Annotated in this window: 13 protein-coding genes; 1 reads left to right on the forward strand and 12 read right to left on the reverse strand. The window is 57.1% G+C overall.

Features of this window, described 5'->3' with window-relative positions; all coding sequences use genetic code 11:
• Positions 1-16 precede the first annotated feature (16 nt).
• On the forward strand, positions 17-196 hold the full coding sequence (locus tag VEH04_16750) for a hypothetical protein (GenBank protein HYG24429.1): 180 nt from the start codon (positions 17-19) through the stop codon (positions 194-196).
• On the opposite strand, the gene VEH04_16755 is transcribed toward VEH04_16750, so the two are convergent.
• The 12 genes from VEH04_16755 to VEH04_16810 all read right to left on the reverse strand — a co-directional run bounded on the left by VEH04_16755 (position 193) and on the right by VEH04_16810 (position 12901).
• Positions 193-1476, reverse strand: coding sequence for a hypothetical protein (locus VEH04_16755; protein ID HYG24430.1), 1284 nt, complete (start codon positions 1474-1476; stop codon positions 193-195). The genes VEH04_16750 and VEH04_16755 overlap by 4 nt on opposite strands.
• A gap of 4 nt (positions 1477-1480) precedes the next feature.
• A complete protein-coding gene (locus VEH04_16760; GenBank protein HYG24431.1) occupies positions 1481-2569 on the reverse strand; it encodes a hypothetical protein in 1089 nt (362 codons plus the stop codon).
• A gap of 11 nt (positions 2570-2580) precedes the next feature.
• The gene (locus VEH04_16765; GenBank protein HYG24432.1) at positions 2581-2859 is read right to left on the reverse strand and encodes a hypothetical protein; all 279 of its coding nucleotides are present in this window, start codon (positions 2857-2859) and stop codon (positions 2581-2583) included.
• A gap of 251 nt (positions 2860-3110) precedes the next feature.
• Positions 3111-3689, reverse strand: a complete 579-nt coding sequence (locus VEH04_16770) for a citrate/2-methylcitrate synthase (GenBank protein HYG24433.1) — start codon at positions 3687-3689, stop codon at positions 3111-3113.
• A 7-nt stretch (positions 3690-3696) separates the two neighbouring features.
• Complete coding sequence (locus tag VEH04_16775) at positions 3697-4587, reverse strand: hypothetical protein (GenBank protein HYG24434.1); 891 nt, start codon at positions 4585-4587, stop codon at positions 3697-3699.
• Complete coding sequence (locus VEH04_16780) at positions 4584-4901, reverse strand: hypothetical protein (GenBank protein ID HYG24435.1); 318 nt, start codon at positions 4899-4901, stop codon at positions 4584-4586. Before VEH04_16780 ends, VEH04_16775 begins: the two co-directional genes overlap by 4 nt.
• Positions 4898-6853 (reverse strand): hypothetical protein, encoded by a 1956-nt coding sequence (locus VEH04_16785; GenBank protein HYG24436.1) that lies wholly within the window; start codon positions 6851-6853, stop codon positions 4898-4900. The genes VEH04_16780 and VEH04_16785 overlap by 4 nt, the downstream gene beginning before the upstream one ends.
• A complete protein-coding gene (locus VEH04_16790) occupies positions 6853-7800 on the reverse strand; it encodes a hypothetical protein (protein HYG24437.1) in 948 nt (315 codons plus the stop codon). The genes VEH04_16785 and VEH04_16790 overlap by 1 nt, the downstream gene beginning before the upstream one ends.
• Positions 7800-8141 (reverse strand): hypothetical protein, encoded by a 342-nt coding sequence (locus VEH04_16795; GenBank protein HYG24438.1) that lies wholly within the window; start codon positions 8139-8141, stop codon positions 7800-7802. The genes VEH04_16790 and VEH04_16795 overlap by 1 nt, the downstream gene beginning before the upstream one ends.
• Positions 8142-8190: 49 nt before the next feature.
• Positions 8191-9366 (reverse strand): LamG domain-containing protein, encoded by a 1176-nt coding sequence (locus VEH04_16800; protein HYG24439.1) that lies wholly within the window; start codon positions 9364-9366, stop codon positions 8191-8193.
• Positions 9363-11495 (reverse strand): hypothetical protein, encoded by a 2133-nt coding sequence (locus VEH04_16805; protein ID HYG24440.1) that lies wholly within the window; start codon positions 11493-11495, stop codon positions 9363-9365. Before VEH04_16805 ends, VEH04_16800 begins: the two co-directional genes overlap by 4 nt.
• A 389-nt stretch (positions 11496-11884) precedes the next feature.
• A complete protein-coding gene (locus VEH04_16810; GenBank protein ID HYG24441.1) occupies positions 11885-12901 on the reverse strand; it encodes a hypothetical protein in 1017 nt (338 codons plus the stop codon).
• Between the last annotated feature and the right edge of the window lie 144 nt (positions 12902-13045).

Here is a 13045-nt window from a genome sequence, read left to right on the forward strand (position 1 = left end):
TACCCTGGATCGTTTTATGGCTACCAGCTACACCCCCAAGTCAGGCCCGGAAGCAGAGGCGCGAATGCGCGCCAAGAGCTCCTACCCCGAGGCAAAGCGCACATCACCCAAAACCAGCCCCCTGTCGGGCTGGGAATGGCTGGGGGCGCTGCTTGCGGTCCTCGGATTCATTTTCGTCCTTGTCCGATACCGTTAACGCCGAGTCGCTGTTTCGCCCGACTCCGTTCGGTAACGCGTGCCGATAGGCAGGTTTTGCCGGTCTGCAGCGGTGCGGACTAAGGGGAGGGACGTGATGTCCTCTGCAGCCGGGCGCGCTGCAGGAGGGGCCTCGGACGGTGCTTCGCCTACGGAACTCTTGCGCGCTGCCAATGCATTGCGCAGAGTCTGCTGAGCCTTCGTCAGAGTCGCGATCCAGACCTCTTCGTCGTCAGGGATTTGAACAACGGCCGCCTTGATGAATTCCAACTCACGATTCGACAGCGCACCCTTCAAAATCTGGGTCTTTTCTGCCGTGAGGTTGTTCACGAACTTCTCGGCCTCTGTCTGCAAAATACGACGCTTTCTGGCGTCCTCACTTCCAAGGATGGCCAGGCCGCTGTTCACGCCGCGAGCAACAGGACTTCCGACTCCGGCACCGAAAATGTTCATTCCGTCGCCTTTGCCTTCCTCCGCTGCCTTGCTGGCTTTGGCGAGTTCGATCATGCGAGTCATGTCCGCGTCCATGGACTCCGCAAGAACGATTGCCTGCTCTTGCTCGGCTTTTTGTGCTGCTGTAAGGGGTTTGTCTTCGGCCACGGTTCGGACCTTTGCGACCGCCTGGGTAAGCTCCCCGACCGACTTAACGGAACCGTCCGGATTGTAAGCTGCATCGGGATAACCCGCTTTCGTCAAAGTCCCGACAAGATCGTGTTGTGCCGGAGTAAGGGATGTCTTCGACCTCATGGAGTTGATTTGCAGGTCGGAGTAAGTGTTGCTTCGCTTGCGCGAGTCCTCTGACAACGTATCCAATTCCGATGTCATAAGTTCCAGGTCAAGCGTCCCATCGGCCTTCACCTGGGGCGGTTTACCGGTAGATTTCGTGTAGAGTTCAGCAATGCGGAATGGGTCGGCCATGGCCCGTCCCAAATCGCTCTCCGCGACGTCGTTCGATTTGATACGCAAATCCAAATCGTCGAGGATAGCCGCTGTTTTCTTCGGCAAAACCTGGAGCTCCGAATCCAACCGGGCGTTGGTGGCTTCCTTCGCTTTCGGCATGATCTCGATGCGGTCTTTCGACGCCAAAATTTCCTCGTCAGCGAGTTGTCGGCGCGCTGAGTCGGTTTTGGCCTTGGTGAACATGCTGTTGATTTGGTCAAAATTGATCGCCCCTTGCTGGAACGCTTGAGCTAAAAGCTGCAGCGCAGGCGTCGTGCTGGAACGCGCCGGTAAGGCGAGCTGCGGATTGATCGTTGCGCCGGAATGACTTGTTGGGAGCATAAAATTATTGGTAGAGTGCCTGCGTGCTGTAGAATTGGTTCCACTGCTGCGGGGAGCGCGAGATTTGCATACCTCCATTAGGGGTCGCAGAGTAACTCCCATAGGCGTTACTCATTTGCTGACCACCTCCGCCCATAAGGCCGCTGATCCACGAAGAGCCTCCGCCGGTGCCGCCTCCGCCGACCATGCCGCCCATACCGCCTCCGCCACCCATCATTCCGGTAACTCCGCTTGCGACGGCGCTGGTCATCTGGGAATACATCTGCCCCTCGGCCAGCCGCTTTTGAGCTTTGATGTCACCGAGCCCCAACGTCTGCTGGTTCTTCAGGTTAATATTCTGCAGACTGAGATTCACTGCATCGGCACCGGTCAAACCAATTGCCGGGACGGTCGCATTACCGATTGTGAGAGCTCCGGTCGCACGCTGTCCTTTAGCGGTCCGAAGGTTGTTGTCCATCACTGCGAGCTCCTGCAAAACGGCGGCGCGACGACCGCGCAACGACTCAGCAGCCCCCAGGTTGGTTCGGGCGTTATTTTCGCGGCGCTCCTTCAGGTCCAGCCCTGCAGAACCGACGAGTTGGCGAATTGACGTGCCAGCCGCGCCCCGCCCGTCAATCGATTCGCCGCGTGTTCCAGCGCCTTCAAGACCGGCCTTGATGAGTTCGGCTTGGAACTCCGGAGGCAAGGTTGCACCTGCGTCCAGGTCTTCTTTTGCTCGCTGAACAAGCGCATCGATAAAACTCTGGTTCGCTTCTCCCTCTGCAAAAGCGTAGTCCCCGACTTGGCGCATAGCCCTGTCGCTGAGAGAACCTCCGTCGCTATCCTCGGCGAGAAGTCGCAAAATGGCTTGTGCGCCGCGGTCGCGTAGCGCTGCGTATTGCGGATCAATTTCGCGCTGGACTTCGAACTGTCGTCGATAGCGGTCCGTGTCGACTTCGGTGGCGCGGTCGAGCTGCTGGTCGATGTCGATGAATTGAAGCCCGTTCAGGGCTTTTTCCTGCGCATCGAGAGCCGCGTCGTTCGCGTCCCATTGCAAATATGCGCCACCGGCTGCGGCGGCGATGCCAACTACTGCGGCTGCGATAACTCCCATACTATTCTCCTTTAAAACTTGTCTGGCCGAACATTCACACCGAAGGTGCGCAACATCTGCCACCGCTCATGCGGAAATTCCACCCCCGGGACGCACCAAGCCCAAATCGCCCGGATCGTCTCCTCCTGGTCCAATGCGGAGAAGCGAACCTTCAACGTGCGATCCTCGGGCAAAAGTGTTTTGGCCCGTTTGACCATCAAGTCGATATAGCGGAACACCTTGCTCAGGTCGGCCTCCTTTTTAGGGGCTCCCGGGTAAGGATATTTGCCAAAATAATCCCGATAACTCACTCGACACTGTTCAATTGGACGTTCAACAAACACCCATCGGGCTTCAGGAAAGCGCTCAAGCCAGGTAGGCAACCTCAGCAGCATCGACGAGTCCGAGTTGCCAACCAACGGTGCCGGGCGGGTCTCCGAAACCTTTTTGAGGTTCGGGTCCAACCGGAGTCCGTCGTGATAACAAAACGACGGACCGTAAGTTAGCAGATTCGCTAACCAAGCAGTCCGGCTGCGAGGAGTTCCCGTGATGAAATAGGTGCTCAAAGTTGCCTGTAAATCAGATCGGACCACGCCATAAGTCGTCCGGCCACCAAAATCATGGGCGACAGCGGTGCCGGAATCCCGAGCACAATCGCGGTCGTCGCCGTGTATGCAGACGGGTTCGGGTAGATGTTCTTCCCGGCCGAGTGTAATACATGAGTAACTTGCTCAAGTTTCAAGTTTGCGTCGGTCCAATGCTCTGCCAACAGGTTTCTGACCTTCTCCCAAATCGGGTCTCGCGCCTCGGTGAATGAAGACCCCCATCCGGGCACTTTCATTTTCAGCTCCAACATCTGGACGGCCATACCTGCGGGGTCCGGCTGGCTCAACAGCGATACGGTCTGCGGGATTGGCCCATGGGGTCCGCCAAAACAGTTCAGCCCGGCTGAAAGAGCCCTCAAGTAGTCTTGAGAGCCCGCGGCGGCTTGTGCGATCACTACGGCGCTCGGATTGTTCCGAAACGTCGAGAAGTGGTGCGCGCGCATCACCTCCGACCAGAGTTTTAACTCCTTTTCATCGAGTGGCTCCTTTCTCCAAAACGGGATCATGTTCCTAACATGATATGGCGACGGAGCCACCCTTCCGTCAACCAACTCCGAAATAGAATTTGATTTTCCACTTGGACGACGTGATTGCCAGAGACAACGTGCCGTCTGTTTTCCCTCGGACTGACGGCAAGCGACCCAGTCTCAACCCAATTTTTGTTGAGTTGCGGAAAAACGTGCTGCCGTTGTTGGACACGTCCTGGGAGTTCACGGACATCGCCAGATCGACTTCGTCACCGGGCTGCCACTGCCGGTCTTCTTCCTTGCACACCAAGACGGGCACAAAATAGGTCGGGATGCGACCCAATCCGTGCTCGACCTCGATGACGGAGTCTACAGCTACGGCCTGCTCGGCGCTTGCCTTGATCCAGTGCCCCCAGCGAGCGGTGCCGCCGTCGCCGGACATCTGCATCACCTCGTAAGGTGCCCCGCGTTCGAACTTATTGATTGGAAGATCGTTTCCAAGAAGAGAGCCGACAATTTCACCGGGCTTGACTTTTTCGCGGGTGACTGCCTGGTCCTGGAGGTGCGCCGTCGTAATTACTCCAGGCTGCAATTCCTTCGGCTGGGCAACCCAACCTGAGGACGACCCGGCCCACCAGAAAAACCCTACGATTGTGCTGCCCGAGGTCTTGAGCCAGATCGCATACTCGCCCTCTTCATCCGGAGCCGCATCGCCGATGTGAATCTGCGGAGTGTAGGACTCCGAAATATCCAGCGGAACATATCCTGGGACTTCCTCATCCCACACGAACCACTTCTTCCCACCTTTAAGCCAGGGGCCTTGATTCGAGCCGGGCGCAACGTCGCTGATGACAAAACTCAGCCCGTCGCTCGTGACTTTAAGACGGTCCAAAAATGCCTCCAGCCATTGCTGGGGCGTGCCTTGGAACGATGCCGGGATAGGCGCTGCTTCGATTCGGATACTCATGATACAATTCCTGTGAACCGCACTGCGTTAGACGGGTTGCTATTACCCCCGGTGTTATGCGCCAGCACACGGTAGTAGTTCCCTACCGCGGGTTCTGGGTAGCTCAGCTCGGTAGTGGTCGTGACCACCTGCCAAAGCGTCCCCTCAAGTGTTTGGATGATGTAGCTTGTCGCCCGCGCTGCCGCTTTCCACACCAAAGCTTCTTCGTCGATACGAACGATTACCGGTTTATCCGGAACCGGGAGGACGATTTGCCCGACGCCGTTAACATCCAACGGCGGAACGCTGTAGGTCAGTTCGAACGCTTCCCTCATTCGGCTAACGAGCCTCCCACATATGGCGGCACGGTTGCCGCGAGTTGAAAGTCTGCTCTGGCTTGCGCGGTTTGCAACGCTCGCTTGTCCGCTTCCGATTGAGAAATAGAAGAAACGACTGCGGCCGATGCACCGACACCGTAATTTTTATAACGCGCCTCCGCGGACTTGGTTGACGAAAAGATTGTCGGAGCCTCCTGCAGACCCTCTTGGTTGCGGGACGCTGCCCCATCGTAACGCACGAGACCCGCTTCAGTCTCTGCCTTGTCAGGCATTCCACGGTCCGAGTCAGCAATAGGGTCCATGAAGACACGCAGCGAACGAACCGAGCATTGACCCGAACCTTCGATACGGAACTGAAAAGCGGTGTCGACTACTTCGCGCTCGCTCTCAGTCGTAAATACGTTTCCGTCGATTCCAGCAGACGACAAGGTGTCTTCGGGGACGTTCTGCAAATCCTCAGTGCGACCGAATCGAGACTGCGATTTCAGAGCGAACAGTGCCGAGTCTGAACGGAACGACTGACCACCTGAAATATTGCCCTCGGCGGCCCTGAACTCACGCTCAGCAAGGGTTTTCCAACGACCGCGACCCACGCCAGCCCAAGAGATTTTCAAGTTCACCTGGCCGTGAATGTCAGACAGCCCATACTCCAAAAATCGAAGCTCTTTCGGGCTCACCGGCGCGCCCCCAGTGTATCCTCGCGTCTCAACAACCCACGGAATATCCACGCCGTTGTCGCGGCGTTCGTTCGTGAAGGCTTCGTAGACCCGGTTCTGACCGTCGTCATCGACTGAGGCACAAAACAGGCGTGTGCGACCTGCGATGGTCAGCCTGACCCATTGCACCGGATTGACTCCCGTCCAAACAGACGACCAGCACGGTGGAAGCGCTTCGTTGGCGAGGTCGTGGGACGTTGCGTCGTGGACCCATGTGTGCCGATTGCGCAGCGACGCATGTGGAACACTCACAAGCAGGAAGTTCCCATAGCTGGCTGCCGCTATGCCCGACAAGTCTGGACTCAAACAGCTCTTGCTTCGCGCGAGTTCGTTGTCCATGAGATCGATGCGGGACGAGCTTTCAGAAAAAGCTGCTGCATCGAAGTTCACGAGTCCGAACTGCGAATACCACCAGAGCAGCCCGGCGCGCGAGACAATCGAACGTGCAGAAACGGTGCCGATGTTGGGGAAAATAGTCTGCTGGAATTGTGCGAGCGAGGACCAGGCAGCACGGTTTAGAACGGTCGTTTGGAAAGCCGTTGTGGTCGAGTTGGTAAACGCGAACAGCGGAGAAAGCTGAAGGCCGGGAGTTGTAGCCATCCCGGTGCAATCGTCTGGAAGCAGATAATAATTAATCCCGCCGAGCGTATTTGTCTTCTGCTCGATGAAGTTAAGGGGGTCCGCGATGTCGGAAGCAAAGAGTTGAGGGCCGCGCGCCACCCACAGCCGCCCAGATACCCACTTCATGTGGGTGCCCTGGGGGACTGAGTTTGTCGAAGTCGTGCGATACCCGTCGAAGTAAGCCGCGGGACTTTTCCCGTCCTGCAACATCAACACGCTTTGCGGGGAAATAAGTTTCAGGGAACCGTCTGGGTTCCGCTCGACCGAACGGGTGGCCTGCTCCGCGAAGACGTGATCTGCGGTCGCCGAAAGCTGATCTCCTACCACCGCTTGATACGACGTGAATGGGTAGTGAGAGGTATAAACCTTTCCTGCAACAATGGCGATTAAAACGGGCGTGCCAACGCGGGGCGTAAATACAGTCAGGCCCTGCAGTTTGCCTTCCGGCAGCGTGAATCGCTGGCGATAGCCAGGCCGAGTCTGCAATACGCCGCCCCGATTAAGCATGTTGACCGACCACGCGTAGCTCTCGGGCAAAAGGGCAGAGGGGTCGGACGCAGAGTCCAACCCGCGGGCGAAGCGCATGTCGCCGTCTTTAATTGCCCCAGTCATTATTCGATGGAGTCCGAAGGATCGTTCAACGGGGTCGCATCATGAACTTGAATTGGGTGGATGACTGGAGCCGTGCGCGTGTATTGCTCTTCCGACAACCAGCGCATTGCCGTCGATTCGAACGCCTCACCGTTTGGAAACTCCCCTGGCGTCGCATATGCCTTCAACGCGCGCAACATCATCAGCACCGCCTGAGAGTTGTGCAGCGGAATCAAATCCTTTTTGCTGCGGACGACAAACTCACGACGCCGAAAGAAAATCCGAACGAATGCGACGGATTGCGAGATGCGAATGCGCCGGTATCTCGGGGCCGTCTCATCGGACTGAAAAATACCGAGCAACAGCCCGAAGTTTTCGTCGTTGTCAACCGTCGACAGGCGGACCGGACCCGCGGTGACCGGCTTCCGGACGCGGGTGATACGGGAGAAGACGGGGGCATCGGCAGGAAGCGCCTGGTAGTTGGGGAACACCGGGACCTTCCAACCGTTTACCCAGGTGTTACCGACCTTGGTCCTGACGAGATTGCCGTTGACGTCTTCGCCCTCGACCCAAAGTTCGCAATTGGCGTCCTCTGCCTCTGCACAGAAGCCAATCAGCTTCGACGGACATTCAATTTCGCGGTAGACGCAAGCCTCGCCCAGGTCCATCCACTGCCAGGCAAGCTCCGGCCCGCACTCGCCGGGACCGTTGATGTGAAAGCTGAAAAGCTGGTCACGAGGAATGGCGGGCTGCCCGACCATGTTCACGGCCAGGACAGTTTCGACTTCGCGGGGCAGGGCGATTGTGCGGCCGGAGACGCAGATGTCGAGAGTCCCCATAAGCGGGTCCCAATCACCTTTGTTCGCCAGCAGTTCGACGGCGTCGGTAATGCGTTTAAACACCACCTGATCGTTGGAGTTACCAACGATTTGCCGGGCCTCGTCCCAAATGTTTTCGACCAGAACCATTATTCGTCGTCTCCAACCTCTTCCTTGGCGAGTCGGTCAAGCTCGGCTTCGCGGTCGTCGCCTTTCGAGGCTTGATCGCGGGAGACGTCAAGAATCTCGATGATGTCGAGAGAGCAGGATTCCGTTTTCTTGCCTTTGTAGGTCTCCTTCGACTCGCGGACTTTCTTGAACCGAACGGTGATAGTCCCTTCGTCGGGGAAATCCGGAAGGTCTTTCACCCCGTCGATATAGAGCGAGGGGTAGTGAACTTCGGGCTCCTTATCCTTCGAGGCGGTGGGAGGACACGGAGCGCAAACTTCAAGGGACGTATCCCACTTTCGGCCAAGATTAATAGGGTCCATAAAAAACAATCTCTCCCTGTAATATGGAAAGTGCGTCAACCGGTCGGGATTAGGAGGAAGCGTAAATGCGAATGGCGTGAGCGCGGCTGCTGACGTTGGTCAACGGAGGATTGGTTCCTTCGCGGATGTCCCCGGTCCCTGCATTGCCACACAAAATGCGGTAGAAGTTGGAACCGTTCACAGTGGAGGAACCGTAGCCAAACCAGTATGGTGTGCCGGATGTCAAAGCAACCCCGCTGAACTCAAAGGCATACCAGTCCCCACTGGTGGAGGTCGTAATCCCGCTCCCGTCAACGGTGTTGGTGCTCGTCGCCAGTATCGTGCCCGGAACGCCCGCGTTATCCGCCCAAACGAAACCTGTAATTGTCCCTGAGGGAGTGCCATTTGCATAAATCAGCCCCTCCACCTTTTCGAGGATGTAGCTGCTGGCTGGTGTGAACTTTGAAGCTTTGTATTGCGTTCCCGAAGAACCCAGGTTGCTGGTGGCTGCTGTGCCTCCGTAGGTTTCGCGGATCATGCTCATCGGCGTCCCCATAGCGGCGAGAGCGGACACCTCCGCACTGTTCAGAGCGCGGATATAGACTCGCGCATCGTCCAATCGCCCGTTCCAATAGCGGTTGTTGTCGTTATTTGAGCGCACCCCGAGGGAAACCTGCGAGGCCGTGTCCCTCATTGCGGCGACTTGCGTTTGCGAATCCACCTCCACACCGTTTATGTAAAGCGAAGCAGGATTGCCATTCCCGCGCTGGACAACGACAACGTGGGACCATGTGTTCACGGGCAATGATGGGCCAGTAAGGACAACGGCGTTCACCGCCGACGCATCGTGGCAAAAATAGGTAAGCGCCGTTGAGGTGTTGCTGAGCGCCCACTCTGCAGTCCCTGCCGTGAATCCAGCAGAGTTTCTCTTGATAATCAGGGACCGACCATTCCCATCAACCGTTTCGGGGAACGCCCAAATCGAGATCGTAAACACGTCAGAATAAAACCAATCGTTGGCTCGAAAATACTGCGAAGAAGCAGCGACGAGCTTGGCATGATGGGTCCCAACTCGCCCAGGGGTTTCGAAGGTTGGGCTGACGGTCCCAGTTGCAAGCGTCCTTCCACCTCCTGAAGAGTCACTGAGCGTATTGTCCAACGTCCAATGCGCCGTCAAATTGCTGACCAGATCGATAGAAGCCGACGTTCGCCGTCGCGACCCGCTTACTACGCTGAAAAAACTCATTCAGTGTCTCCTGTTAGCGTCCAAACGTCGGTGCTCACCCTCTTGAGTCCGATGACGGAATACCGAGCTCGGCTTTTCAGCGTCGAGGACGTGTTCACCGTCGCTCCACTGCCCGCGGCCACTGTAACCTGGCCAGTCCCGTTCTGCTCGATCATGATTTCTGTCCCGACCGGCCATGCGACGGAGGATTGCTGCGGCACAGTGATTGTCACAGCCGAGGCATTCGTGCAGAGGATATACTTGCCGGTGTCCGATAGTTGCAGCGTCCGAGAGGTGGTGCTTTCAGTCACCAACGGTGCGCCAGTGTATCCGCCGGTGGCAGTCAACGTGCCGATAACCGTCGTGCTACCGCTCAGCGTGATCGTGTCCGTCGAAACCAAAGACAACGAACCCGAAGTATCAATAGACATTGACGCCAACGGGGTTCCGTCAGCGTTCATCAGGCCGATCCAAGGCTCGGCCCCAGGCGTGGCCGTGTCTCCAAGGACGTGGACAGGCCCTTGAATCACTCCTCCAGATGCACTGTTCCCCGACCAGTCGAGAAAAGGGTATTCGATAAAACCGTCTACGAAGCTGCTGAGTGTCGCCGACGTGTCCCCGTTCACCACTTGCAACGGACCTGTTACGTGGCCCCCCAAGCTGAAGTTTCCTGCTGCGTCAACATTGCCGGACGAGTCTACTGAGAACACTCCTTCGCCGAACCGAAGGGTGTTGTCGACCCCGACGCGAAATCGTCCAATGGAATCGTTGCTGCCGAACTGGAAGGTTCCGTTCGCATTGATGAACCAAGAAGTTCCATCGACTCCAGTAGGAGAGGTGAGACTCGTCGCGGTGACTGCTCCAGCAGTCAATGATCCACCAACCACTTCGACATTCCCGGTCGAAAAAGGGATTTTCAAACCCTTGTTTTGATTACCGATGAAAATGTCTTTAAAGGTGGACACGGGGTTCGTATTCCCGTTTCCGATGATGAGCGCATACCCAGGCGAAACAGACGTGTTATCCCGACCGATCACAGTCGTGCCGTCTGCCCCCGGGTCCAGATAGTTATCCCGACCGCCAATGATCGTGCAGTTAGATGCCCCCTGAATATGATTCCCAATCCCACCGAGAATTATCGAGGAAGTTTCACCGACGACCCCGTCGATCTCGTTGTCTACACCGCCGACGATGATAGATGCGTCGAGTTCTCCTCCGATGGTATTGTTGGTCCCCCCAAGAATGGCGCAGAATGTCGCTGATATAAAATCGAGGACGTTTGTCGGGTTCCCGCACAGGAAATTGGACGAGGTCACACCATACCGAAGACTCGTGTTGGTAAGGCGGCCGGTAGACGTCGCAACGGGAACACACTCAGTGCTGAGCGCCGCGTCGTTGAGCGTGACTTCCTTCCGGGCAGCTCCGGTCGTGATGGTCGTGTATAACTTATCCGTCAGGAACTCGACGGCACCCGCTTCCGGCGTCGTCATGAGAGCGCCGGTTGTAAATTTGAGCGGGGCCGTAGTTGCAGCAGCGGACCCCGCCGCCAGGTGCAGTTTCGCGGTCGGGGTTCCGATACCGCACCCGACGCGGCCCGCAAAATAGTTGTAATCGTCGGCCCCCTGGCAGTATATCCCGTAACCAGTGGTCACGCCGGGCACCGTCTGAGTGTTAATCTGCAGTCCGCGCGCGGTGCCGATGGTTGCTGATCCACTAATTAAAGGGGTTTCCGCAAGTAATCCGAGACCGAAATTGATCGGCCCCGTCCCGGTATTGAGAACTCGTCCGACGCATCCGATTGCCGTTGTCACCGTGCCCGATCCCTTGTTCTGGGCCTGGCCTAGAAGACCGATGACTCCCTGCGAATTCACATTGAAGGCCCCATCTTTTTCGGCACGGGCAAGACCGCCAATGAGTTGTCCTATTGTATCCGCGGTTGGGTTGAAAACCAGAACGGAGTTGAACCCATATGCAGTGCCGGTAACAGTGCCGCGCAAAGCTAACGGACCCCCAGTCGGCGCGCCACCGATCCCAACCCAGCCATTGATCGAATCAAACTGCAGCGAGGAACTTCCCCCGACCCCACCGCTAGCCGAAAAATGAATAAAACCCGCGGCAGGCAATGGCAGACTCAGGTTTCCCGAGCTCACGTTCAAAGGAGCTGTAACGCTCGTGACGTAGCCTCCGCCACCTCCGCCTTCTCCGGGAGGTCCTTGTGGCCCTTCAGGTCCCTCCGGACCCACAAGCGACTGAAGCCACTCTGCCTCTGTGCCGACAAAACCGTTCGCGACAGCGACCTCGTAGGCCGAAGCGCCGTCATCTCCTGCTGGGCCGCTCGGACCTTGGGGTCCGACCGGTCCCGATGGTCCTTGAGGGCCGACTGGTCCTTGCGGTCCGGGCGGGCCGCCGTGGGGGCCTTGGGGGCCTGCAGGACCTTGTGGACCTTGCGGGCCTGCAGGTCCAGGAGGGCCGAGAACCAACCGCTCATCGGTTTGCCGGAACAAGGGGGTAGACTTACAAATTCGCTCCTTCATAACACTTACGCACTGGCAGGTCCGAACAACTGGAGTTCCAGAACATCTAACGGCGACCCAGGAAAATACAGGCGATAGAACAGGTAACTGCCTGGCGCGGGAATTGGTAGGGGGTTATCATTAATTGGAAACCCTCCATGGGGGCTAGAGAAGTTCACGAGATCGATCCAATTTTCACCATCGTTTGACGCCTGCAGGATACATTGTCTCCCCGCGGGTCCGTGGAGCGCGCAATTATAATGCGTTGCCAGCGTAGGTGCGAAAAATTGATACTGCAGCCATTGCTGGGTCGGAACTTCTGCGGGGCCGCCAATGGGTCGGGGTCCGTCGTGCTGCCACGACGAAACGAAAGTATCAACGGCGGCATAGGCCCGGGTGTTAAAAATTGGAAGCTCGGAGCTGGCGGAGACAATTCCTTTTGTCCCTGTGTAGTTCGCGGTGTATGGGTCGACGACAACCGGGAGGTGAGGGACGATTAGTGGCACGAGTTCGGTAATGGGCAGAACCCCCGAAACCTCGGCCGAGGCTCGCTCGCCGCAATGGCGAAGCTCCGCTACGACGTAGTAATAAGTATCCCCTGCAATAACGTCCGAATCTTCAAATGGCCCGTGTCCGTCCGCCAGGACTTCATACGGACCTCCTGCGGCAGACGAACGATACAAACGAAACGACTTCGACCCGTCAAACGAGGGACTAGCAATCAATAGATAACCATCTCCCGCTGTAACTGTAACAGTCAAAGACCAACTCGCGGGGAAGCATTGAGGAGTCCCTGAACCAGAACCCGAGCCAACGGGATTACTCTCCCCGCAAGGCTGCACGGCTGAAACTTGGTAGTGGTAGGTAACCCCAAATTCGACATCTTCATCGACGAATTGCCCGGCAGGAAGCTGGACAGCCTCCGCAATAAGCGTGAATGGACCTTCTGGCGAGGTGGACCTGTAAATATTGAAACGAAAGTTGTATCGATACGCCGAAAAGTAGGAACTCGACACCACAAGTGAGTCAACTTCTTCTGTCACGCTGAAGGGGACTGCAAAACCTTCAGGGAAGCATGGGGTCGGCCGGATTACTGGGTTGTCACAAAAGCCAGCGCCTGCATCGGACAGCGTGCGAGAACGGCGGGAAACGGGGTCTCCGCTTTCCGCCTGCTTCTTTGCAAACGC

This window comes from Verrucomicrobiia bacterium (assembly GCA_035629175.1).
GTDB lineage: Bacteria > Verrucomicrobiota > Verrucomicrobiia > Limisphaerales > DASXHY01 > DASXHY01.